Annotated in this window: 20 protein-coding genes and 1 pseudogene; 4 read left to right on the top strand and 17 right to left on the bottom strand. The window is 28.9% G+C overall.

Annotation, left to right across the window (positions count from 1 at the left end; genetic code table 11):
* Nucleotides 1-302 precede the first annotated feature (302 nt).
* From K5V21_RS17125 to nagE, 3 genes are all read right to left on the bottom strand, one after another.
* Complete coding sequence (locus K5V21_RS17125) at nt 303-833, bottom strand: hypothetical protein (RefSeq protein WP_221862293.1); 531 nt, start codon at nt 831-833, stop codon at nt 303-305.
* Nucleotides 834-934: 101 nt separating this feature from the next.
* Nucleotides 935-1543, bottom strand: a complete 609-nt coding sequence (locus K5V21_RS17120; RefSeq protein WP_221862292.1) for a DedA family protein — start codon at nt 1541-1543, stop codon at nt 935-937.
* A 215-nt stretch (nt 1544-1758) separates the two neighbouring features.
* Nucleotides 1759-3180 carry an N-acetylglucosamine-specific PTS transporter subunit IIBC gene (nagE, locus tag K5V21_RS17115; RefSeq protein ID WP_204596842.1) on the bottom strand — a complete coding sequence of 474 codons (1422 nt, stop codon included), beginning with the start codon at nt 3178-3180 and terminating at the stop codon, nt 1759-1761.
* A 443-nt stretch (nt 3181-3623) separates the two neighbouring features.
* Here nagE and K5V21_RS17110 point away from each other — a divergent pair, with 443 nt between their 5' ends.
* Nucleotides 3624-4115 (top strand): PTS sugar transporter subunit IIA, encoded by a 492-nt coding sequence (locus K5V21_RS17110; RefSeq protein ID WP_204596138.1) that lies wholly within the window; start codon nt 3624-3626, stop codon nt 4113-4115.
* Between the two features lie 54 nt (nt 4116-4169).
* On the opposite strand, the gene K5V21_RS17105 is transcribed toward K5V21_RS17110, so the two are convergent.
* The 5 genes from K5V21_RS17105 to K5V21_RS17085 form a co-directional block, all read right to left on the bottom strand.
* On the bottom strand, nt 4170-6377 hold the full coding sequence (locus K5V21_RS17105) for an SdrD B-like domain-containing protein (protein ID WP_221862291.1): 2208 nt from the start codon (nt 6375-6377) through the stop codon (nt 4170-4172).
* 45 nt (nt 6378-6422) lie between these two features.
* Nucleotides 6423-7088: a class D sortase gene (locus K5V21_RS17100; RefSeq protein ID WP_204596140.1), complete on the bottom strand. Its 666-nt coding sequence runs from the start codon at nt 7086-7088 to the stop codon at nt 6423-6425.
* 148 nt (nt 7089-7236) lie between these two features.
* Nucleotides 7237-8094 carry a glucose PTS transporter transcription antiterminator GlcT gene (glcT, locus tag K5V21_RS17095; protein WP_221862290.1) on the bottom strand — a complete coding sequence of 286 codons (858 nt, stop codon included), beginning with the start codon at nt 8092-8094 and terminating at the stop codon, nt 7237-7239.
* Nucleotides 8095-8114: 20 nt separating this feature from the next.
* Nucleotides 8115-9047, bottom strand: coding sequence for a GNAT family N-acetyltransferase (locus K5V21_RS17090; protein WP_221862289.1), 933 nt, complete (start codon nt 9045-9047; stop codon nt 8115-8117).
* Between the two features lie 437 nt (nt 9048-9484).
* Complete coding sequence (locus K5V21_RS17085; protein WP_204596146.1) at nt 9485-10249, bottom strand: tRNA threonylcarbamoyladenosine dehydratase; 765 nt, start codon at nt 10247-10249, stop codon at nt 9485-9487.
* A gap of 184 nt (nt 10250-10433) precedes the next feature.
* Here K5V21_RS17085 and K5V21_RS17080 point away from each other — a divergent pair, with 184 nt between their 5' ends.
* Nucleotides 10434-11129, top strand: a complete 696-nt coding sequence (locus K5V21_RS17080) for a 5'-methylthioadenosine/adenosylhomocysteine nucleosidase (RefSeq protein ID WP_221862288.1) — start codon at nt 10434-10436, stop codon at nt 11127-11129.
* Nucleotides 11130-11161: 32 nt separating this feature from the next.
* On the opposite strand, the gene K5V21_RS17075 is transcribed toward K5V21_RS17080, so the two are convergent.
* From K5V21_RS17075 to K5V21_RS17045, 7 genes are all read right to left on the bottom strand, one after another.
* A complete protein-coding gene (locus K5V21_RS17075) occupies nt 11162-12403 on the bottom strand; it encodes a DUF1015 domain-containing protein (protein WP_221862287.1) in 1242 nt (413 codons plus the stop codon).
* 84 nt (nt 12404-12487) lie between these two features.
* Nucleotides 12488-13396 carry a D-2-hydroxyacid dehydrogenase gene (locus K5V21_RS17070; RefSeq protein WP_221862286.1) on the bottom strand — a complete coding sequence of 303 codons (909 nt, stop codon included), beginning with the start codon at nt 13394-13396 and terminating at the stop codon, nt 12488-12490.
* 21 nt (nt 13397-13417) lie between these two features.
* Nucleotides 13418-14494 carry a pyridoxal-phosphate-dependent aminotransferase family protein gene (locus K5V21_RS17065; protein ID WP_221862285.1) on the bottom strand — a complete coding sequence of 359 codons (1077 nt, stop codon included), beginning with the start codon at nt 14492-14494 and terminating at the stop codon, nt 13418-13420.
* 329 nt (nt 14495-14823) lie between these two features.
* Entirely contained in the window at nt 14824-16227 is a 1404-nt protein-coding gene (locus tag K5V21_RS17060; RefSeq protein WP_221862284.1) for a glutamate decarboxylase, read from the bottom strand.
* A 123-nt stretch (nt 16228-16350) separates the two neighbouring features.
* Entirely contained in the window at nt 16351-17928 is a 1578-nt protein-coding gene (gene gadC / locus K5V21_RS17055) for a glutamate:gamma-aminobutyrate antiporter (RefSeq protein ID WP_221862283.1), read from the bottom strand.
* A gap of 658 nt (nt 17929-18586) precedes the next feature.
* A complete protein-coding gene (locus K5V21_RS17050; RefSeq protein ID WP_221862282.1) occupies nt 18587-20083 on the bottom strand; it encodes a carboxypeptidase M32 in 1497 nt (498 codons plus the stop codon).
* A 24-nt stretch (nt 20084-20107) separates the two neighbouring features.
* Nucleotides 20108-20284 carry a hypothetical protein gene (locus K5V21_RS17045; RefSeq protein WP_204596154.1) on the bottom strand — a complete coding sequence of 59 codons (177 nt, stop codon included), beginning with the start codon at nt 20282-20284 and terminating at the stop codon, nt 20108-20110.
* 564 nt (nt 20285-20848) lie between these two features.
* On the opposite strand from K5V21_RS17045, the gene K5V21_RS17040 reads away from it, so the two are divergent.
* On the top strand, nt 20849-23830 hold the full coding sequence (locus tag K5V21_RS17040) for an NPCBM/NEW2 domain-containing protein (RefSeq protein ID WP_221862281.1): 2982 nt from the start codon (nt 20849-20851) through the stop codon (nt 23828-23830).
* Nucleotides 23831-24026: 196 nt separating this feature from the next.
* Nucleotides 24027-24125, top strand: a pseudogene (locus tag K5V21_RS17035) (IS3 family transposase); the annotation flags it as partial.
* 70 nt (nt 24126-24195) lie between these two features.
* Here K5V21_RS17035 and K5V21_RS17030 read toward each other — a convergent pair.
* Both K5V21_RS17030 and K5V21_RS17025 read right to left on the bottom strand, forming a co-directional pair.
* Complete coding sequence (locus tag K5V21_RS17030; RefSeq protein WP_221862280.1) at nt 24196-25464, bottom strand: ABC transporter permease subunit; 1269 nt, start codon at nt 25462-25464, stop codon at nt 24196-24198.
* Nucleotides 25464-26378 (bottom strand): ABC transporter ATP-binding protein, encoded by a 915-nt coding sequence (locus K5V21_RS17025; protein WP_204596157.1) that lies wholly within the window; start codon nt 26376-26378, stop codon nt 25464-25466. The genes K5V21_RS17030 and K5V21_RS17025 overlap by 1 nt, the downstream gene beginning before the upstream one ends.
* Nucleotides 26379-26633: the final 255 nt, after the last annotated feature.

Raw genomic sequence — 26633 nt, 5'->3', positions numbered from 1 at the left:
GTCCTGAGCCAGGATCAAACTCTCAATAAAAAGTTTAATCTTTTCACTCATAAAACTTACTTTAATAAAAAGAATTGCTGGTTGTTTAAATGTTTTATATATTCTGTTCAATTTTCAAAGACCATTTAATTTTTGTCCGTCGCACTCAAGCGACAAGACTTATTATATACGCATTTACGACATATCTCGACTTTATTTTTCTTGTATATAACTGTTATACCTATATTACTCCAATTTACTGCTTATTACTAACTATATCTCATACTGATACACTAGGTATAGTTTGTGTATTTATATATATCTTATACTATCATTTTTATATCTTTTACTATTAATTTATATTTTTTAGCTATATCTTCATAATGATGAATTATATTTTTATCTTTAAAGAACATGACAAACTTATAATCATAATTGCTCCAGATAGTAACCCCATCATTTATTATATAAAAAGTACTAAATAATATTCCTCTTACTGATATCTTCACTAATATATCTAAAACTTTCATATCATCTATTTTAAAGTAGATATCATCATTATTTGATTTTTCTCTAATCTTTATAAGTATATCTTTTTCATCTTTGGATAGCATACATATCATTCTACTAAACTCTTCATCCATCAATGTATTTCCATAATAATCTAATATGCTATTTTTATTTACTTCAAATATATGTCTAAAAAATTCAATAAAACAATTTTCTGCTTCTTCATTATTAGTAATAAACTCTGTTGTTATTATGGCATTGTTATAATTGTCAAAACCATCCAGTATATTATTAGGTCGTATCTCAACACTATTTATAAATGTATTTCTATCAAAACTTCTCATGCTAACCCCCACTCTTAAACCAGTATAAAAATTCTCATATTTTAATTTAATATTATATCAAAAACACATTATATTAAAGACAAAATAAAAGAGAAGTTATTTTAAAATAACTTCTCTTTTATTTTGTCTTTGTTTTTAGCAATTAAAACTAACGCTATTAGTAATATTATTACTCCAACTGCTAAAGAATATCTTTTTAGTATTAAGTTTATAACTTCACTATTATTTCCAAATATAAACCCAAGTCCAATAAGTATAGAATTCCAAATAGTTATTCCTATCGCCGAATATCCAATAAAAGCTATTGGTTTCATTTTAACAACTCCTGCTACAAGGGATATAAAAGTTCTTGCAAGTGGTACTAACCTTGATAATAATACAGCAATATTATCATATTTATTTAACCAGCTATATGCTACATCTGCTGATTTTTTTGTTTTAGGAAATTTTAAAGTTATATAATTTACTGCTTTAGGGCCAAAATATAGACCTATTATGTAATTTAATATAGAGCCTAATATTCCTGCTATTACAGAAACAACTAATATCTCAATAAAGCTTACACCATTTACTACCCCAACTATACCCATAAGCGGTAATACAAGTTCACTAGGTAATGGAAAATTTGCATATTCTAATAAAACAAGAACAAATACACTTATCATTCCATAGTTTACTACAAACTCTCGTATAATTTCTTCTAAACTCATAAATATCCCCCTAGTTATATATCTAATTATTATTTTAGAATATATCAGCAAAACAGCTTTTCTTCAATCTTACTTATGTTAATTATTAACCGTAAATATTAAATCTAAGTTAAATAGTATAATTACATTTTTATTTGTATAGTTATATCCCTATTAATCAATTTTATACAAACAAAAAAGGTAGATATTAAATCTACCTTTTTGTTTATATCTTATTACATCATTTTCTTTATATGTGACACTATTGGATCTGCTAAAGTTCCTACAACAACTTGAAGGTTTTTAGCATCTAATTTCATTATTCCAGTAGCACCCAATCTCTTTAATTCTTTTTCATTTATTTTTCCTGAATCTTTAACAGTTAATCTGATTCTAGTTACACAAGCATCTATGCTTTCAATATTTGAGCTTCCACCTAATGCTTCTAAAATCCCTGCCGCTTTTTCATCTATTGATGATTTACCTTTAATTGCTCCACGTTGAGCATCATCTTCAACTATTTCATCTAGGTTGTCATCATCTTCTCTACCTGGTGTTGGTAAATTGAATTTCTTAATTGCAAAGTAGAATACTACAAAGTATATTGCAGCAAATATTAAGCCTACTAAAATAATCATTAATGCTTTTGTTGATATTCCATAATTTAACGCATAGTCTATAAAACCAGCCGAGAAGGCAAATCCCATCTTCATCCCAAATATATTAGCAATAGCCAGCGCAATTCCTGTCATAAGCGCATGGAATGCATATAGTACTGGCGCTAAGAACATAAATGTAAATTCAATTGGTTCTGTAATACCAGTTAAGAATGCAGTAGCTGCTATACTAACTAACATACCTGTTACTGCTTTTCTATTTTTCTTTTTAGCTGCTGCTATCATAGCTAAACAAGCTGCTGGTAATGCAAACATCATTATAAAGTAGAACCCAGTTGTATATACTCCTGCAGTTGGATCTCCAGCAAGGAATCTATTTATATCTCCTGTAACAACAGTTCCATCAGCTTTAGTAAATGTACCAAATTGGAACCAGAATATTGTATTAAGTACGTGATGTAAACCAAATGGTATAAGTAATCTGTTTAATATACCAAAAACAAATGCTCCAACAGCTCCAGCTGCTGCCATTGTATTACCAAAATCATTTAACACTCCTTGGATAGGTGGCCAAACATATCCTGCTGCAACTCCTATTGCTAGACAAGCAAAAGCTGTAACTATAGGTACAAAACGCTTACCTCCAAAGAATCCTAAAAATTGTGGAAGTTGAATATCTTTAAACTTATTATAAAGTAATCCTGCAACAACCCCTGAAAGAATACCTGCTAAAACTCCCATATTAATTGTTTCATCAAATGCACCTGCTACATTTGTAAGTGTGAAATAACCAACAGCTGCTGCAAGTCCTGCAACTCCGTTATTTTCTTTAGCAAGCCCAATTGCTATACCAATTGCAAATAAAATTGCTAAATTATCTAATATTGCCCCCCCTGCTTTTTCCATCCAAACAATTCCAAGAACATCTGGAGCTCCAAGCCTTAACAAAATTGCTGCTGCTGGCAAACAAGCAACAGGCGTCATAAGTGCCTTACCTAATTTTTGTAATGCGCCAAGAACCTTATTATTTCCTTTTGACATATAATTCCCTCCAATATAAATTATTTATGCTTATGAATCGGTATTTATAATAATACAGAAAATAAATAATAACAAACAAAAAAAGCCGGAAAGAATATAATTATAGTAATATTCTTTCCAGCTAATGCCCAATTCGTTTATGGTAACACGCCGATTAATAAGCATATTTTATTTTGTAATCCTATTCTAATATATTTTTCCTATATTGTCAACGATTTCAAATAATAAATTTTAATATTTTTACAAATAATTAAATTGACACTTATTATTATTGAAGTTATAATAAAATTAAGACGTGTAACTGTTAGATCAGGCATAAGTTTATTTGTTAAGCTTATGCCTTTTTTTATTTTAAAGAGCATGTGGTATACTATGTTTAAAATTTAAACAACCTAATAATTGATATTTAAAAACATTTGTAAAATAGAAAGGACTTGAAAGTTATGTTTGGATTATTTAAGAAAAATAAAAAAGAAGAATCATTAAATTTTGTAGCTCCAGTTAGTGGAAAAGCTGTAGATTTATCAGAAGTTCCAGATCCAGTATTTGCTCAAAAGATGGCTGGAGACGGATTAGGAATTGACTCAACAGGAGATATAATCGTAGCACCTTGTGATGGAGAATTAACTTTAGTATTTAAAACTAAACATGCATTTGCTATGACTTTAGATAACGGAATCGAAGTACTTGTTCACATAGGAATAGAAACTGTATCTCTAAATGGAGAAGGTTTTGAACAATTAGCAGAACAAGGAACAAGAGTTAAAGCTGGAACTCCTATCATTAAAATAGATAGAGAATTCATTAAAAATAAAGGGCTATCATTAGTTACTCCAGTTCTTATAACTAACCCAGATACAGTTAAATCACTAGATGTTAAAACTGGCATGGATGTAGTAGCTGGTGAAACTGTAGTTTTAGAATATACTATTTAATAAATAATAAGAAAACTCATTGCTATCATGCAATGAGTTTTTCTATTTTACCATCTATTCATCTTTACAGTTCCTGTAACTTCTATTTTTTTTATATGCTAAAACTGATATCCCAAGTATAATTAAAGCACTTCCACCTAGTACATCATTAAATCCTTGTTTGCTTGTAACAGGCAGTTTCTTAACTTCTTTTGATAAATCCGGTTTTACATAAACACCTAAATTAATACTATTATCAGCTTCCCCTGATGATAGATTTATATCTCTGCTTTTATGTGATTGTGAACCATTATCTTTTAAATTAGTTACCCCTAAGTTTTTTGGTGTCTCAAATAAAACATAGTACTTACCAGGATCTAAATTGTCAAACTTATACTTACCATCATTATCAGTATTTGTTACTGATAGTAATTTACCATTTGAATCACAAAGGAATACATCTATTCCTTCAACACCCTTTTCATTATCATTCTGTTTTCCATCTTTATTGTTGTCATTCCAAACTTTACTTCCAATACTGCCTGACTTTATAACCCCTGCATTAATTACATTATCCTTGTCTAGATTTTTAACATTTATATTTTCACTAAATCCACCAGTATTTACATTACTAAAATTTGAACTTATATCAGTACTTTGCTTTGTAAAACTACTATACCCTTTAGGCATTGATACACTAATTTTATATTCACCCTTGGGTAAATTTTTAAAATAAACTCTGCCATACTTATCGGTAATTTGATCTTCAACACTATTTCCATAGATATCTTTAACTTCATCACCATTAGCGCTTAATAATTTTACTCTAGTATCTTCTATGAGTTTATCATCTTTATCTCTTTTACCATTATAATTTTTATCTTCAAAAACTCTAGCATTCACTTCTCCAAAAAAAGTCATACCTGCATTCAGATAAAGATAACGTTGGCCTTTATTTATATTAAAAATATCTGATACTCCATCTCCATTTACTACACTACCTTTAGCATATACTCCTATCTTTTTAGGTGAAAAATAATTATATCCTTTTGCTTTTTGCACCTTAATATAGTATTTTCCAGGTAATAAATTATTAAATTCATATATACCTAAGTTATTTGTTCTAGTCTCTTTTACAAATGTTCCATTCTCTAAATATAGCTTTACGATAACATCATTTATTCCGGATTCACCTTCATCTTGTCTACCATTAAAATTCTTATCTTCAAAAATATTACTCTTTATCTTAGCTTTATGAAAAGCTACATCAATATCCTTTTTTTTATCTCCAGATAATAAATTGTATATTTTTGTAAACCCATTCTCATCTATTACATTAGATGAACTACTGTCACTATTCAATATTATAGTTGGCGCATATATATCCTTTAAATCAACAAATTTTAGACTATATTCACCTGGCTCAAGATTATTAAATAAATAATGTCCACTTTCATCCGTTCTTGTTTCAAGACTTAACTTACCATCCTTGTATAATTTAACAAGGATTCCTTGGATTCCATGTTCACCTTCATCTTGCTTGCCATTCCAGTTAATATCATTCCAAACAAAATTACCTATAGTTATAGGCTTTGTCATTCCAGCATCAATGCTAAAGTTTTCTTCTTTATCTGCTATTTCTATTTTTGATGTAAATCCATCTTTATCGAAATCATTATCTAGATTAGTATCACCTGTTCCTTGTCTTTTGGTAAATAACTTAAACTCATCAGACTTATTAACCTTTACATAATAAGTTCCTGCATATAAATCATCAAACTCATATCTACCAAACGCATCTGTTTTAGTACTATTTATTATATTTTTATTTCTATCTAAAAGATATACATCTATTCCTTCTATTAATGTCTCATTATCTTCTTGTATTCCATCACCATTGATATCATGCCATACTTTTCCTCCTATTGCTGAATGATATACTGCATTTTCATTATCAGTTCCGGAATTTTCTAAAATACGTTGTGCCAATACACTTTTATAATCTCCTATTGTCATTGAATTATCATATGATGAATTCAATCTTTCTTTTTTATAGGCATCAGGTGCTATATGATATTTAATTTCTCTTAAATATGGATATGAATAATATAGGTCTTCTGTACCTTGAACACCTTTAATATTATTGTTTTTTATGGCTACACTATCACTATTATTCTCATTAGCATATACATTATTTGCTCCAACTGCTTGCAAGAGCTGTAATATTACTACAGTGACTAAGACCAAACTTAGCCACCTTCCAATATTTTTATCACTTTTCATACTATTATCACCTTGTTTTTTCTCGTGTATTTTTTTATTAATTATTTATTCAATCAAATCAAGCTTAACAATAAATCTATCAGGTGCAGGTCCTACATATCTAAAAGGATAACAAGTAACTAAAGTCATACTTGGGCCTTCTTCCTGAGCGAGTATTGATTCATCTTCTGGATTTGTTATATATGTCTTCTTAACTTTAAATTTATATGTGTGATTTAAACTTTGTACTTCAACTATATCTGAATCCTTTATATTTTCTAAGAATCCAAAAGTAGTTTCTCTATGACCTAATATAATTGCAGTGCCTTTATCCCCTGGATATATCCCGTTATCATAAAGAGTTGCACCACCTCTTAGATTTTCTTCTGTTGCTCCCATAAGTATTGGAATTTGCTCACCTGTCTTAGTAACAACAAGCTTTCCTATTATATCTTTTCCGTTCACTTTTACAATAGGATATTTTATTTTATTCCCTTTCTTTGTATCTTCTTTATTTGAGTTATCCTTATCATTTTTAAGTGCCTCTGTTCTTTGCTTGTCCCACTCATTTATATTCTTTGATATATCTCTTTTATCTAACCCAATTTCTATAAAAGGATATGCTATAAGTAGTAATCCACCTAAAATGAATATAACTCCAAATATAGTAAGAAGCTTACTTCTTTTTTTAGGGATTTTTTTACCCTCTTCCTCTTCCCTTTTTTTTCTCATTTTCTAACACTCTCCTAATAGCAACATTTTAATTATAACCTAAATACTTAATTATTTGTGTGTAATAATATTCTTACAATTACATATTTAGTATTTTTACCCTTTATCAGTTACATTTATCATTTTTTCAAACTCTAAATTTTAATTATTATTCTACTTTTATAGAATATCTAAATCTTTCTATATGCATTGCCAAATAAGCAATTTCATCTTCAACTATTTCCGTATCTAGTTCTTCTTCTAAGAATTTACCTATTCCTATTGCTATATTATATGATTTTTTATATTTTTCTTTTATCACTGATATCAAATCATTTTTTATTGGACTCTTAGTCATTATTCTCTCTATTGCAAATCTTATATGTGTTAAGAATCTTGCGTAATCTAATGATTTTCTATTTATCTTTATACTTAAAGTTTCTTCAACATATTCGATTATAGAACTACTTAAGTAACTATACTTTATAGTGTTTGAGAGTTTCCCATTATTCCTAGATGAATGTATGTGAAGTGCTATAAATCCAATCTCTCCATCTGGTATATTTATATTAATTGATTTTCCTATCTTTCTCGCTGCTTCTGCTGCAAGTAAAAATTCCTTAGGATATAATGTCTCTATCTCTACAATGAAAGGATTTTGAATCTCTTCATTATTTTGTAATCTTTTCGTAGCAAAAAATAGATGATCTATAAGAGCTATGTGAATATTTTCACTAAGGTCTTCCCCAAGACTCTCTGATATATCATAAATAATTTCCTCACATAAAGCAAAGAATTCATCATCTATCTTTGAAATTATTCTATTAAAATTCTTTATATTGTCTTCATTTTCAATTTTAAAAATTTTATCTACTTCAGTATCTTTTAAAATTATATTTCCAAATTTTTTTCCAAACCCTATACCTTTTGAAAATAATATTTTTTCTTTACCTTCAGACTTTACTAAAACTATACTATTGTTAAAAACTTTAGTTACCACCACATCATCCTTTAATAATTTGCCCATCTTTTCCCCTCACTTACATTTTAACCCTTTATTTTGTAATATGTTATATGATCTTTCCACACTCCATCTATAAAAAGATATTTTTCATTTATCCCCAATTCCTTAAATCCAGTACCAATTAGTACCCCTCTTGATCTCTCATTATCTAAAAGTGCTGAGGCTTCTATTCTATGAAGATCTAATTCTTTAAAAGCATAATTTACAACCAAATTTACAGCTTCTTTCATGTAACCTTTTCCCTGATAATCCTCGTCTATAGAATAACCAAGTATTCCACTTTTAAATACTCCATATACTATATTAGATAATCTAAGCTTTCCTATTATTTTGTCATTATCTATAATTGCTAAATCTATTGAGGTTCCGTTTAAGAATTGCTTGTAACTTTCATTTAATGAATTTCTTTGTGCTTCTAATGTATAGAATTCTTTATCTCTTGTAGGCTCAAATTTTTCAAGATGTTTTTTATTTTTAGTATAGTATTCTAATAATGCTTCATCATCATTTGGAGTTAAATTTCTTAATGTAACATTTTTACCCTCCAATTGAATCATCGATGCACAATTTTTATATATATAGTCTTCTCTATTAATTCCTAACATAAGTTCATTCTTATAAATTCCATTAGAATATATATTATCCGATAATATACCCTCTAAAATGAATCCTAAATCAAGAAATGGCGAAAGACTAATTCCTTCAATTATTTTTATGTTAACCTTAAAAATATTCTTATCCTTAAAAGTCGCCATTAATAATAACTCTAAAGTTTCTCTTAATAGGCTATAATCATATTCTCTATAAAATTTTAAATCAATATTACATCTTTTATTGCTCTGATCTAATTCTTCTATGGAAAATCTTCCTATGTTTATGCTGTTTTTATCCCTAATAAGATATTCATTATTACTTCCCTTATTTAAAGCTATATTTATATTGTAATTTGGTGACATATTAAATTCTCCTAAAATTAAAGTCTTATAAGAATATTATATATTATACTTCTACGTTTACAAGGTTTAACTTATTATATTTATAAATAATATTATGTTTATAATGTATTTAAATAATTTATACTTAATCACTAATTGAAATTTATATTTTAAAAATATAATTGCTCTTTATTAGACTAATAAATAAAGACCTCTTTAAATTTATTCAAAGAGGTCTTTAAATTAATACATCTAAACTTTATTGTAATTGAATCTTTAAAATAAAGTTATCCCCAATTTTATCAACATGTTGTTGATAACTTTTCATCTTAGCACAATATATTGTGCTTGTAATCTTGTTGTATATTATATTTTTTTGGCTAACTTAATCGACAAAAGTCATATTTTATCCAATTTTTGTAAAATGATTTTTGTTTATTAAAAGTTATCCACATAAATTATTTATCATTCATTCCTATTATATCTTTTATAACCTCTCCACCAATTATCATACCTGCAACTGGAGGAACAAAAGAAATGCTTCCTGGTATCTGTCTCTTTTCAGCACATTTTTTTGTACCACCTGTACAAACACAACCTGTTTTACACGTAACTACATCTTCAGTTCTTGGTTTAGTTGGTTGCTCTTCTGAGTATACAACCTTAAGCTTTTTAACTCCTCTTTTTTTAAGTTCACTTCTCATTACTTTTGCAAGAGGGCAAACTTTTGTTTTAAACACATCAGTTACCTTAAATTGAGTTGGATCAAATTTATTACCAGTTCCCATTGAGCTAATTATTTTTATATCATTTTCATAACAATATTTCGCAAGAGCAATCTTTGCAGTTACTGTGTCAATTGCATCAACTACATAATCAACATCATCTGTTATAAAGTCAGTTATATTATCTGGAGTTACAAAAGCTTGGTGAGTAATTACATTGCATTTATGATTAATACTTAAAACTCTTTCCTTCATAACATCTACTTTAACTTTGCTTATTGTATTATATGTTGCATGGATCTGTCTGTTTAAATTAGTAAGGCATACTGTATCATCATCAATTAAAACTAGATTTCCAACTCCAGCTCTAGTTAATGCTTCAACTGTAAAGCTTCCAACTCCTCCAACTCCAAATACAACTACCTTAGCATTTTTTAATTTATCTAAACCTTCTTTTCCTATAAGTAATTCCGTTCTTGACAGTGAATGTTGCGCCATATATTTTATCTCCTTTATTATCTCAAAATATTTATTTCTATTTTATTTTATATTATTACCTTATACAAGGTTTTTTTCTCCGGTAAAATATTCACTTAGGTTTACTATACTTTCTATTGAGTCTATAATATTGTATAAGTTATCTATTTTTGAGATAACTAATTGTTTTACGGAGGATTAGATTATGGTAATTGGAATAATAAGTGCAATGAGCGAAGAATTAGAAATTCTTCTAAAAGATATGGAAGTTACTGAAAAAAACGTTAAAGCAAACATGACTTTCCACAAAGGCAAACTTTGGAATAAGGATGTTGTAGCAGTTGTTTCAGGAATAGGTAAGGTTAATGCAGCAATATGTACTCAAATATTAATTTCAGAATATAATATTGGAACAGTAATTAATGTTGGAGTTGCAGGTGGTATCGGAATGGATATATATCCTGGAGATGTTGTTATAGCTGAAAACTTAGTTCAATACGATATGGATACAACAGTATTCGGAGATAAACATGGTCAAATTCCAAGATTAGATACTTTTGATTTCAAATGTGATGAAAACTTAGTATCAGTTTGTAAGGAAGCTTGCGATGAAATCGAAGGATTCAATACTTTCTCAGGAAGAATAGTTTCAGGAGATCAATTCGTAGCTAGTGTAGATAAGATTAAATGGCTTGAAAAAGAATTCGATGCTAAAGCCGTTGAAATGGAAGGAGCAAGTATTGCTCATGTTTGTTACCTAAACCACATTCCATTTGTAGTTATAAGATCAATTTCAGATAACGCTAATAATGGAGCACACATGGATTATGAAAAATTTACTCCAATCGGAGTTAGAAACTCAACAACTATTCTTAAAGGAATGATTAATAAGTTAAAATAAAAAAAGTCCATTAGGACTTTTTTTATTTTAACTTACAATTTATGAATAAATAATCCACTTCTAAGCTTTGGCTCAAACCATGTTGATTTAGGTGGCATAACTTTATTGATATCTGCAACATCCATAACATCATGAATATCTGTTGGATACATAGAAAATGCAACTTTCATATCTTTATTTACGCGTCTTTCAAGTTCTTTAATTCCTCTTATTCCACCTATAAAATCTATTCTATCTGATGTTCTAACGTCCTTAATATTTAGAACTCTTTCTAACAAATTTTTCTGAAGAATTGAAACATCTAATCTATCTATAGGATCATTTTCATTAAAACTATCTTTTTTTGCTTCTAATATAAACCATTCATTATCTAAATACATTCCAAAAGTATGCTTCTTAATTGGCTTATATCCGCCTTCACCCTTATACTTACTTATTTCAAAGTTCTCTAAAACCTTATCAATAAATTCCTCTTTATTAAGATTCCCCAAATCTTTAACTACTCTATTATAATCCATGACATAAAGATCTTCATCCGGAAATGCTACCGCTAAAAAATAATTAAAATCTTCATTACCAGTATAACCTGGTGTTTCTTTTCGTCTCATTTGTCCAACTTTTGCAGCAGATGCACACCTATGATGACCATCTGCGATATACATTCTATCTATATTTTTAAATAACTTTTCTAATCCCTCTATATCCTTATATTCATTTATAATCCATACACTCTGCCTTACACCATCTTCTGAATGAAAATCATATTCTGGGTCTTTTTTAGTATATTTATCTATAATATCGAAAATACTATTATCTTTTCTATAAGTTAGAAATATTGGGCCTGTATTTGCATTACAATAATCTACATGATTAATTCTATCTTCTTCTTTATCTGCCCTTGTAAATTCATGTTTTTTAATAACATTGTTTACATAATCATCAATTGATGCTGTAAATACTAATCCTGTTTGAACTCTTTCATTCATTATTTGCCTGTATATATAAAAGTATGGACTTTCATCCTGAATAAATTCTCCCTCTTTAATCATTCTATTTAGATTATCCCTAGCTTTCTCATATACTCTCTTATCATGAGCATCAATTCCAATATCTAAGTCTATCTCCGCTCTATCTATATGTAAAAATGAATATCTATTATTCTTAACTATTTTCCTCGCTTCTTCACTACTCATAACATCATAAGGTAATGCTGCTATCTTTGAAGCTAATTCCTTCACTGGTCTAACAGCCTTAAAAGGCTTAACAATTGCCATAAAACTCCCTCCATTTTTAAATATATTTAAGTATGCAGACTTAATAAACTTATTTAATATAGACTGCATACTTTTAATAGTATTTTATAAATTAAAAAATTCTTTAACTACACTAAATATCTCTTCACCAATTCTATCTTGTGCTTCTCTAGTAGAGGCCCCTATATGAGGACTTACACTAACTCTTGGATGATTTACTAATGCTTTATTTTGTGTTGGTTCTTTTTCAAATACATCAATTCCAGCTCCTGATACTTTTCCACTTTCAAGTGCTTTTAATAATGCATCTTCATCTACAACCTTTCCCCTTGAACAATTTACAATATATATTCCATACTTCATTATATTAAATTCATTTTCTCCAATTAATGATTCAGTATCCTTATTATAAGGAACATGAATTGATAAAAAATCTGAAGATTTTAATACATCTTCAAAATTAAAAAATTCATAGTGTAATTCATCATGTTTTCCTTCAATTGTATAATATATTACCTTCATACCTAGCGCTTCGGCTTTCTTAGCTAAACTTTTTCCTATCCTTCCCATACCTATTATTCCAAGGGTTTTACCATAAATTTCAGTTCCTTGATACTTCTTCTTGTTCCACTCACCATTTCTCATAGTTGAGTTGGATTCACCTAAAAATCTAGCAATTGAAAACATATGACCTATTGCAAGTTCTGCAACAGAATCTGAGCTTGCATTTGGAGTATTCCTAACAGTTATTCCAAGATCTTCAGCACATTTAACATCTATATTATCTATTCCGACTCCTGCTCTTATTGCAAGTTTAAGCTTTCCTTTTGATGCTTCATCTAAAACATCTTTAGTTAGCTTTGTAGCACTTCTAATTACTATTGCATCAAAATCCTTAAGTTTTTCTCCTAATATATCTTGATTATAATGAGTGTTTACAACTTCTATACCTAAAGCTTCTAACTTACTTATAGCACTTTGTTGCAAACCATCATTAGTTAAAATTCTATACATAAAATACCCCCTTACCTTAAACTATAACCCCAATATATCTTCAATATTATCTAATAATTCTCTAACATCCTCCACCTGACAATCCGCCATATGAGCTATTCTAAATGTTTTTTCCTTTAAATCACCATATCCATTAGATATAGCAAATCCTCTTTTTCCTAGCTCCTTATTTAAATCAGCAACACTTATTCCTCTAGTATTTTTTATAGTAGTTAATGTATTTGATAGTAGCTCATCCTTTTCTGGGAATAGCTCAAAATACTTCTTTCCCCATTCTCTAACTACTCTTGCCATTGTTAAATGTCTATTGAATCTATTTTCTAGTCCTTCATTGTTTAATATATAATCCAGCTGATAATCTAGTGCATACATATGAGAAATAGATGGTGTTGATGGATACTGATAATCCTTCTTTTGAATATACTTATAGAGTGATAATAAATCTAAATAAAAGCCTCTATTTGGAACCTTCTCTGCTCTCTCCCTTGCCTTCTTAGAAAAAGTACATATAGCAAGCCCTGGAGGAAGTCCTAAAGCTTTCTGACTAGATGTAATACATACATCTATACCGATTTTATCTACCTCTACTTTTGTTCCTGCTGCTGAACTTACTGCATCAACAATAAATACGACATCTGGATACTTCTTAATAACTTCACCAATTTCATATATAGGATTCATAACTCCTGTTGATGTTTCATTATGAGTTACTGCAACTAAATCATATTCACCAGTTTTTAATACATTATCAACCATTTCTTTTGTTATACCTTTGCCCATATCTACTTCAAAAATATCTGCCTGTACATTATTGTTAACGGCCATACCATGCCATCTTTTCCCAAAAGCCCCACAAGAAAAAACAGCAGCCTTTTTTAATGTGCATGATCTTATAGCCCCTTCCATGAGACCGCTTCCAGAACTTGTTGATAATAATATCTCGCTTTCTGTAAAAAATAGCTTTCTTAGATTATCACTTATTCTTCTTTGAAGCACTGATGCATCTTTACTTCTATGACCTATCATAGGCTTTGCCATCTGATCTAATACCTCTTTGCGAACTTCTACAGGACCTGGAATAAACAACTTTTTATGCATATACATTCCCCCTATTATTAAATCTCTTTTTTCGTTATTGCTTATTCATACATTCTACTATTATATTCCATAATTCCAAATACCATTAACAGTTTTTACTGTAAAATACTTTTCAGCAAAAATGTCTACATTTCAAATACATTTTTTATCCTAAATGATTTTAATTCTTTACTTATTAATAATATGATTTAGAACGAAAAAATTTCATTATCTTACAATAAAAAAAGTTCTTTATCTATAAATTTATAGATAAAGAACTTTTTTTATTGTAATTTAAGCGATATATAGTGAATTGAACTATTGTTTGTTTATTTAATAATCTTTTTTAATTAGTGTGTGAATCCATGTGCACCTTTATTTTGTTCATTTTTTTCTAAAACATGTGCATTATTAAGAGCTTTTATACCAGATTTAATATCATTTACTAATTGCTCAGCCATTGCATGACCTAAATCAGCACGACATACGATACGTTGGATTCTTACATTTTGTAAGTTTTCTGGTAATGGATAAGCAGGTACTTGCCATCCTTTCATTAATAATCTATCTGCTAGATCATCTAATGTCCATTCTACATTAGCATCTTCTTTTAATTTATAGCAAACTATTGGTAAGTTTGATCCATCATTGTAGATTTCAAATAATCCCATGTCCTTGATTTCTTTTGCTAAATACATCGCAACATCTTTTGTTCTTTGATGTATTTGTCTGTATCCTTCGAAACCATATCTTAAGAAGTTATAATATTGTCCTATTACTTGACTTGCACTTCTTGAGAAGTTTATAGCCATTGTTGGCATCTTTCCTCCTAAGTAGCTTACTTCAAATATCAATTCTTTAGGTAGGAATTGTTCATCTTTCCACATTACCCAACCGATACCTGGATAAACTAGTCCGTATTTATGACCTGAAGTACTTATTGATACAACATTCTTTAATCTGAAATCCCATTCAAGATCTGGTTCTATAAATGGTGCGAATAATCCACCTGAAGCACCATCAACGTGAATTGGTACTGATAATTTAGCAGTCTTATTATATTCTTCAACTACATCATTTAATTTCTTAATGTCATCATATTTACCAGTGTAAGTAATACCAAGTATTCCAACTATACCTATAGTATAATCATCAACATAATCCATTACTTTATCTATATTTAAGCTCATGTGTTCTTCATCTAATGGAACTAATCTCATTTCTATATCCCAATATACACAGAATTTTTCCCAACATACTTGGAACCCTGATGATATTACTAAGTTTGGTTTCTTATTAGTTACATCCATACCAAGCTTCTTAGCTCTATTTCTCCATCTGAACTTCATAGCCATACCAGCTAACATACATGCTTCTGATGATCCAACTGTTGAAGTACCTATAAACTTCATATCCTTTGGAGCATGCCATAAATCAGCAATTATATTTACACAACGATTTTCAAGTTCTGTTGTTTGAGGATATTCTGACTTATCAATAGCATTCTTTTCTAATGTTTCAGCCATTAATTTTGTAGCTTCATCTTCCATATATGTCTGACAGAATGTAGCTAAGTTTAATCTTGCGTTACCTTCATCCATTAATTCATCTTTAACTAATCTATATGCAACTCTTGGTTGTATCGGTTTCTTACCAATTGAATATCTTGGCATTTCTACATCTTCTTCTTCTGTACCAAATATTGGTGTTCTATAAGTATCCTTTAATTCTTTATCATCTCTACTAAATAACATAGTAAGACCTCCCTTGATTATTAATTATTTTATATTTTTATATTTATAACATGTTCATCTTTAGGTAGGCTGTGATTTTCTTTATAGTCTTGCCATTGGGTGAACAAAGCTACTAGCTTTATACTATTTCTTATTGCCTGAACTATCTCCCGGTGGAAGTAGCTTTTCTTCTTGATCCATAATATCTTCTGGATCTGGATTAATTTGATGTTGTCCTCTAGCTATAGGAGGAACGAATTTATTAACTTCATCGGCTTTTAATGCAACTGGTTCTTTAAGACTCTTGTGTGCACTCTTATCATGAAGTGCGTATATTGCAAATGGAAGTATAAGAACTATTATGAAGCATATTATAAGCATTGCTTCGTATTGCTTAGCACTTGCCGCATCTAATGATGCTGGTGGTACGAAGGATATAACGAATGCAAATATTGACATTATAAAACCTACTATACTAACTATCATTTTAAATACTGTTCCACCTGGTATTTGGTAAGCTCTCTTTAAATTCTTCTTCTTTAGTACTAAATTAAAGTAAGCTATAAAGAATAAGAAGTAACCAACTAAGTAAACAACAACTGTAAGTGACATCGCAGTTAAGAATGAAACGTTGTTACCACCGCCTCCGAATGTTAAAACTGCTGCCCATATTGTACATAAAATACCTTGTACCATAATTAATGGAACTGGAACATTATGTTTATTAACTTTTCTAAATACTTTTGGTAAAATTCCCTTTTGAGCTGCTACATATAATCCTCTTGATGGACCAACAACCCATGAACTAACTTCTCCCATAACTCCAACTGCAATCATTAATGATATAATCTTTACAATCCAAGTTCCATGAGAAGTAAAGTGACCTATTAAAGCTGCAAATGTTTGTATAACACCAGAGCTTAAGTTTAATTCTGATTGTGGTATAACTGCTGCAACTGATAGACCACCCATAGTATCTAAAATTATTGCAACAACAACTAAGATTAACATTGCTAATGGGTAATCTCTCTTAGGATTTTTCATTTCATTTGCATGAGTAGCTGATGCTTCAACACCCATATATCCTAATATAAATGATACGAAAACAACTAAAGTATTTAACTTGGTAAAATCTGGGAAGAATGTTCCCGCACTAATTTTTACATCCATTGGATTACCTTGTGCTATATAAGCTATTGCTAATCCAAATAGAATTAATGATGGTATTACTATACCTATTATAAATCCTGTTTTAGCAATTTTTGCTGTATATTTTGTTCCTGCTAATTGAGTAAATGTTAATGCCCAAAATACAATTAATACCCCAATAAATTTAACTGTTGGATCTGTATTAAGTGCTGGAAAATCAAATACATATGACAATGCTCCTAATATGAAATATAGCATTGTAATAAATCCAATTGATATTTCAAAGAACTGAAATGCTATTGCTGCGAATCCATATCTTTCTCCTAGTGTATTTCCAACCCAAGCAAAAACACCACCTTCTTGCCATCCTTCAACTGTCGCCATTTCTGCTGCACATAAAGCTACTGGTATAAACCATAAGAAACCACCAGCCAATAAGTAGAATACTAGAGTAAATCCGGATGTTGCAAATGTTGGATATTCATATGAAGCCATTACCATAGATGCTGTTATTGCAAAGAACCCAAATAAGCTTAATGACTTAGCGCTCTTTGGCTTTGAACCTTTATCCATAATTTCACGACCCTTCAATATTTTGTTTTTATTAAAAGGCTTAATCTTGTCGACAGTATTAAGCAAGTTAGGAACTTTTTTCTTGTTCCTGTCTATGGCTAAAGTATAGCAACTGTTATTTTTTATGTAAAACGCTGTTTTTAAACCCAAAATATTCAAATCAACTGTAAGATTTGATTATAGCAATAAATCCCTATAAATAATCTCGCATTCTTCCCTATTCTTAGTTTTATTACTAAATTCGTTCTGCAAATTTTACAAATACCCCTTAAAGCCTTTAAAATAGCCACTTAACGCATAAAATTAATAAATTTCATATAATTATTAATTTTAAATAATGGCTATATCACTAATGTTAAACGTTTACTTAGATATTTCATTGTAATCAATTTATATCTAATAATTACTTTTTATTTAAAAACTTAACTTTCTTTTATATATGGTTACAATTTTATACATTTAAATCATATATTGGATTAATTATTAATAGTCAATGACCTAGTATTCATAGTTGTTTACTCATATATGCTATTTTTTTCTTATATTCTTTGTTTTTTTACCATTCACACTTAAAATATTACCATTTATGCAATAAAAAAAAGACCAATACTCTTTTTACTTGTTATAGTAAACTATTGGTCTTAACAAATTTATTAACCTATTTATATATGCTTAGATATTTTTTTTCTAAATAATCTAAGAAGTACTTGCAACTTAAATCTTCATTGCTAATATTTTTTATAATTTCACTAGGTGAATACATCGCGCCATACTTATGGACATTTTCATATAACCACATATGAATTCCACCTAACTCTCCATTTCTTATATCATCATATATTCCTTGGTATTCCTTTTTCATTGTATGAAGCATTTGAGCTCCATAAATATTTCCTAATGCATAACTTGGGAAATACCCAAAAGAACCATCTGACCAATGAATATCTTGAAGTATTCCTTCACTATCATTTTTAGGCTCTACCCCTAAATAATCCTTATATTTTCTATTCCATACTTCTTTAACATCATCAATATCTAAATCTCCATTTATAAGAGCTTTTTCTATTTCATATCTAATTATTATATGAATGCTATATGTTAATTCATCAGCTTCTGTTCTTATAAGTGATGGCTCAACGTAATTTATTGCTTCATAAAATTCCTCTAAGCTTATATCTTTAAACTCACTAAATTCGTACTTTGCAAAAGGGAAAAAGTATTCCCAGAATTCTTTACTTCTGCCTAATATATTTTCATAAAACCTTGATTGGGATTCATGAATACTCATAGAAAGTGATGTATCGAGTCCTGTTCTTTGAAGATCATCTGGAACATCTTGATCAAATATACCATGACCACCTTCATGTATAGAACTAAATAAAGCTGATGTAAAATCTTCATTATCATAATTTGTTGTAATTCTTACATCCTTATTCCCAAAACTTATTGTAAATGGATGCATACTTTCATCAAGTCTTCCTGCTTTAAGATCATATCCCATTTTATTTAGAATAAATAAAGCAAACTTTTCCTGAGAATTCTTATCAAACCTTCCAAGTAAAAAGTCTCTGTTAACCTGCTTTCCGCTCTTTTCTATTTTATTTAATATTTTTATTATCCCATTTTTAAGCTCATCAAATATCTTATCAAGTTTCTTTACAGTTAAACCTTCTTCATACTTATCTAAAAGTGTATCATATTTATTATCTTTATAGCCCCAGTATTCTACGAATTCCCTTTGAAAATCTATCATCCTTTTCAGATGAGGCTTAAATATTTCAAAATCCTTTTTTTCTTTAGCTTCTTCCCATGCACCTTCTGATAGCGCTTGTGCTATTACGAATTCTCTATATCTCTCCTCTGGAATCTTCTTTGTTTCATCATACTCTTTTCTAGCATGTTTTATTATTGCCTTATCTTTTTCTGATAAACCTTCTATATTATGAACAAAATAATCTAAAAGTTCTCCCATTCGATCTGAAGTTGTCATCCTAAATATCTCTCCAGATATATGCTCTATAATACCTGAACGTTGTTCTATTGCTTTTTTAGGCATTTTAGTTTGCATATCCCAATAAATAAGCTCTAAAGCCGAATTCATTTTAGAAATACTTTCAATATAACTTTTAAGTTCATTTAACTTTGTTTTTCTCATAAGCCCCAATTCATCTCCTTTTAATTAATATTCAGGTCCAAAATATAATACAGATTCAGTTTCTCTACAATATTTAGTTACTATACATTCACTTAATTTTCTTGGACACTTAAAGCAAACGCATTGTAGATCCTTTCCATCACAATTTCCGCTTCTTTTTTCTGGACAATCTCCGCAATTTACTGCAATTCCTGCTGACATAAAAACACTCCTCTTTTGATTTATACTCCTATTATAGCAAAGAAAAACTATATTCTTCTAGTTATCCTAATTATATTCATATTTATAATTTACTTTTAAATTAGATAAATTAATTGTATTAGAATATCAGCATTACAAAAGGGCGATTTATTTGAAGAAATAATGTCAGACTATATCCATTTATATCTGCTCCATAAACTGTTCACCCTACAAACATAGTTAAATTTATTAGAAATCTTATTACTAAACTAAATATTCAAAGTATTTCCTAATTTAAGAAATCTAATTTTTTTGGTAGTACTCTTTGGGTTAAACGAAGATAATAAGGTACAGTAAGTTCAGAAATAATAAAAAATACATATAGTACTAAAATTTAAGCAATCATTGTCTACTTATAGCCACATACACAACAAAAACTTTATTTTACTAAATTTACTATAAATGTACATATTAATAAATTTATGTTAACTTTAATATTCAATTCAAATGCTATATTGGATAAAATGAAAAAGTATAGTAAAATATAACAAAAAATAATATAAAATCAAAAATATAGGGGGAAATATGATAAATAAAAGAAAAATTTGTAGTTTTTTAGCAGGGTGTTTAATAACTTCTTTAACTTTTCAAGGTTCAATGGTCTTCGCAAGTGAAAGTATTAACAAAAATAACATAATACAGACTGAAGACCAAAGTAATGCTAATTACATGTTTCTATCAGATTTAGGGTATATTGAAAATATGTCTAATACAGCCTGGGGGAACATAAAAAAAGATAAAAATACTGATGGAGGTAAAATTGCTTTAAATGTTGAAGGTGAAGTTTTACAATTTAACAAGGGAATAGGTGCTCATGCAACTTCAAATGTTGTTTTTGATGTTTCAAAATATTCTCAAACATATTCAAGATTCACTACATATGCTGGTATTGATAGATCTCAATGGGATAAAGGTGATGGGATAAAAGTCGCTATTTTTACATCTAATGATGGTAAGCAATGGACTGAAGTAGCAAAAACAAATGTTCTTAAGGGAAATAAGAATGCTACATTTATAGATGTAAATATTAAAGGTGCTAAATATTTAAAACTTTATGCAGATAAAAATGGAGATAATGGAAATGATCATGCCGTTTATGGTTCTCCAAGGATATTAAAGCCTAATTATGATATTAATACTGAGTATTTAGATAGTATCAAAAGGGTTACACAATATGATGAACTAATAAAAAAAACGTATACAATTAATGATGAAATTTCTGGAGATTATGAGAAGTTATTATTACAGAGAACTTTTGTAAAAAGAGCTGGATTTAATACTCTTCAAGAGATTGCTAAATTAGGAGATAAATATAAAGATACAATTAATTGGCTTGTAGATAATAAAAAAGCTCTTAATCTTTATGTAACTGGCGGAGAGCTTGAATGGGGTGGAAATTATTCTACATCAATTAAAGCTTTAGCAGATATTAGAGACAAATATAAAAATGATTTTAATGATACTAAAAATGGTGACCTATATTTAAAAATGGCAATTGCGACATCATTAAGTCACTCTAAATCTATTGGATTATGGACAGGCAATTCAAAAGCTTCTAATGCATGTGAAAGATATAAAATATATAAAGATCTTTATGATAATGGACTTATGAATAAAGGTGGATATTCTGGATTATTTAAGGATTTACCTGTTGAGCTTATGAGATGGGTAATGAATAATAATATTGATGATGAAGAAATAAACTGGCTAGTAAATAATGCATTAGATAAAAAGGCTAAAAATAAAAGTTACTTAGATGCATATACATATATTACTTACACTAATGGATTTAATTATAATAAGGATAAGTATTATGATAAATCAAAATTTGATGAATGGAATAAAAAATATAACATAGAGTCTTTATCTGATTATGGGAAACGTGGAACTCATAAATTATGGATGGTATTTGAAGAAGGTTCAGTATGTGGCGGGCTTGCCAAAACTTACGCAAATCTTGCACAGGTATTTGGAACTCCTGCAGCTGTTATAGGACAACCTGGACATGCAGCAGCTTTAACTTACAATAAAAATGCTCAAGGTAAAGGTATATGGAGTATTAAAAATGATATTTCAGGATGGGTAAAATCTGAAAAGGGAGAAAGAATGCCTTTAGGATGGGGCTCTAAAGATTGGGATTCTTATTATTCTGTTAGTTATATACTTTTAGCACAGCATGCTCTTGATGATTATGATAATTTAATAAAGGCATCATATTATAATTATCTTGCAGATGTATATAATGGTAATCCTGAAAAGCAAATAGATATTTATAAAAAAGCTCTTACAATTCAGAATTATAATCTTGATTCTCTTGTAGGGCTTATTAATGCATATAAAGGTTCAGGTAATAAAACAAGTAATGATTATTTATATCTTGCTAAAAGAGCATCGAATGGTCTTGAATTTTTCCCACTACCATATGTAGATGTGATGAAACTTTTAGATAAAAATATAACTAATGATTCAGATAAAGTAATTTTTGATATGCTTAAGACAAAAACACTTAAAAGAGCTTCAGAAGCTACTGCATCTGATTCTGTTCAAGCTAATGCATGTAAAACTATGGCAAAACACCTTTTAGGACAAAATAAAGTAGAACTTGCAACATTCTCCTTTGATGGTAAAAATGCTGATAAAATTAAGATAAATGATATTTACTCAAATTCATCAATTAGATGGGAATATAGTGTAGATGGATGGGCTACAAAAAAGGAAACTAATTCAAAAGAAGTTACATTAACTAAAGAAGAACTCGAAAAAGTTAATTCAAAACAAGATATTCAGATTTCACTTGTAGGAACTCCACAAATTTATACTATTGATATTACACAACATGATGCTCCTTCAAAACTATATGTTAATGACCTTGAAAATCAATTTAGAGGTATTAATGGAAACTTAGAATATAGTGAAGATGGTGGAAACACATGGAATAAATATGATGCTTCTAGTACTAGATTTACTGGAAACAAAACAGTTCATGTAAGATACGCTTCCTCTGGAAATAAAATGCAGAGTAATACAGTTAAATATAAATTTACAGAAGATAATCAGCCTGATACAAGAAAATATATTCAGCTAGAAGGTATAACACTTAATAGCTATTCTTCACAAGAAAATAATAGAGAAGCTGCTGCTTTAAATATGATAGATGGAAATATAAACACAGGATGGCACAATACATGGAATGGAGAAAAAAATAAATATTATTCTGTTAAGTTTAATAAGCCACATTATATTACTTCTATAGAGTATAAACCTAGTAATGTAAATGGAAGATTAAAAAATGTAGATATTTATACAAGTTTAGATGGTATTAATTGGACAAAATCTGGTGAAGTACGTAATCTTCAAAACAATGATAATGTTAAAACTTTAAACTTAAATACACCAACAAATGCTAAGTTTGTTAAACTTCAAGCTGTAAATAGTTATGGGAATCCAGAAAATGTTTTCTTTACAGGAAGAATGCTAAATTTCTTTGAAGATACTACAAAAAAATAAATAATAATCCAGTTATAAAATCCGAAAATAAAAAGAGAGCCTATCTATATAGGTTCTTTTTTTGTACAATAAATTTATTAGGTCAATTCGTTATAAGTGAAATGAAGCTTTTTCAAAGGATGAAGTAATTAAAAATACTGTTCTAATAGCATTTAATTACAAATCTTTCTCTAGCTTTGAAGAACTATAATTAGTTATAGATTATTATATTGACTATTATAATAATTACCGTTGTCAATGTAACCTAAAAAAGCTGACTCCTGTTCAATACAGAAATCAGCTTTTAGCTTATTAACTCTCTTTTTTAAAATCTACTTAACATAGGGGAAACTTTATAATCTCTAACTTTTTTATATTCAAATATACTATACAAGCATATCTCTCTTACTAAATACTACATGGGCTACTATATATGAAACTATTATAGTTCCAATCATAAGTATAGCACCAAGTTGCGGTGTAAAGTTTACGTTAGAATAATTGTATGCTATATTACCTTGAATCACTGCCGGTGTATTGCCGTAATTTAAGAATATAAGATGTGCATATTCTCCAATTTTTTGGCTCATCATAGGTAACATTGTAGCTGCTACTGAAACAATTACTGAAACTGCCATTGTTATCATACTACTTTTAAATAAAGCAGATATCATAAATATAAATGCACAACATGCAATTATAAATAATACTTGCAGTAAAAAGCTCTTAAGTACAAACTCACCCATTGTTGAGTTATATCCTGAATTTGCAACTAAATCTAATTGCTTAAATCCTTGCTGAATTAAAACCTCTTGATTAATCTGATATTTTAGAGCTAATTCAACTGGCATCTTCATTGCATCAAATCCTGTAAAAGCTCCCATTATACCAAATGTTGCAATTTCAAGTCCACATATCATACTTACTACAGTTATTATTATGGCAATAAATTTAGATAACACCACTTTTCCCCTTGAAATAGGTTGAACTAATAAGAATTTAAGTGTTGCTGGAGTACATTCCCCTGAGATTATATCACTCATAAATACTGCAATTCCTGCAACTAGTATAACCATACCAAGCATCATCATAACTTGTATTCCGAAATTACTAGGATAGAATTCCCACTCTTGTATTGGCTTTATATCATTATCTAAGAAATATTGGTTTCTTTCAATTTGCTTATTAATATTATCTGTCTGCTCTTTATTAACATGTCCTTCTACTTTTGCTCTTTCCAATTCACTCTTTAAGCTAGCAATCTCTGATTTAACTGCAATCCTCCAATCAGGAGCTTCTTGACCTATAAGTTTCTCTTGAATCTTTCTATCAGCTTGTAATCTTTCTATATCATTTTTAGCATACTCTACATTGCTTTTAGCATTTTCTATTTCTTCTTTACTAGAAGATTTATTATTTTTAACTTCATTTAAATAATCCTCATTATGCTTTAAGTTATCTTTACTCCATCCTAATTGGGTATCTATATTTTCAATTTGCCCCTCAGGTGATTGCCAATGAGCCATTTGATTTGCACTTATTTTGGCCATAAATATAAATCCTACCATAGCTAATGCAAATAATCCAAATACAACCCAAGTCTTACCTCTTCTTGTTATCTTAATAAGTTCATTTTTTATTAGAGTAAATATCATTATCTTATACCTCCTTCAACAAGCTCCATATATCTTTGCTCTAAGCCTTCTCTGTTTTTAAATATTTCTTCAATTAAAATATCTTCTTTTACTAAGGCTTTTACAAGTTCCGGAGTTGTACCTGAATCTATAACAATATTTATTCCGTCTTCTGATTTCTCTGAAGTTAATACAAATGGTTGATTTCTCAATACCTTAAGCACTATTTCATCATCATTCTTTGCAACTAATGTAAGACTTTCTTTTTCTGTTCCTTGTACAGCTTCATTCATATTTTCTACTGCTTTTATAACACCATCATTAATAAATGCTACTCTATCACAAAGTTGTTGAACTTCACTTAATATATGTGAAGATACAAATACGGCCATTCCTCTTTCTCTTGAAGCGCTCTTTACTATGTTTCTAAAATCTATAATTCCTGATGGATCTAGTCCATTTGTTGGTTCATCTAATATTAAAAGTTTTGGATTTCCGATAAGTGCTGCAGCAAGACCTAATCTCTGTTTCATTCCAAGAGAATATTTCTTTACTTTATCATTTATTCTGTTTTCTAATCCAACAAGCTTTATTAATTCTTCTACCTCTTCCTTTGATACTTTTCTTATTCTTGCAATTTGCATAAGATTTTCTCTTCCTGAAAGATACTTATAAAGCTCAGGATTTTCAACTACAGCCCCTACATCCTTTAATGCTTTCTCTTTATTATCTTTAAGATTTGCTCCACAAATTCTAACTTCACCTGATGTTTGTGATATAAGCCCAACTAACATTCTAATTGTTGTTGTCTTACCAGCACCATTAGGTCCTAAGAATCCATATATTTCCCCTTCTTTAACTGTAAAGTTTAAATTTTTTATTATCTCTCTCTTCCCAATAACCTTTTTAAGGTTTTTCACCTCTAAAACATTCATTAACTACCCCTCCAGTGATTACTATAATATAATTCTAAACATTAAATCTTAATATAAAGAGGAGTATTTTCTTATTAATTTCTTAACAATTCCTTAATTATCCATATATAATTGTAAAAACTCTACCCTTAATTATTAAGAATAACTCAATAACCTCTAATATTATATTGTAAAGACAATACAAAATTTCTAATGGAATAAACTTAGATATTAAAAAAGCTCTAAGTAATTAATATTTAAATTTAACCACTTAAA

Source organism: Clostridium sardiniense (assembly GCF_019753795.1).
Lineage (GTDB): Bacteria > Bacillota > Clostridia > Clostridiales > Clostridiaceae > Clostridium > Clostridium sardiniense.
Note: the sequence above shows the minus strand (reverse complement) of the source record. Positions and strands in the feature narration are given on the sequence as shown.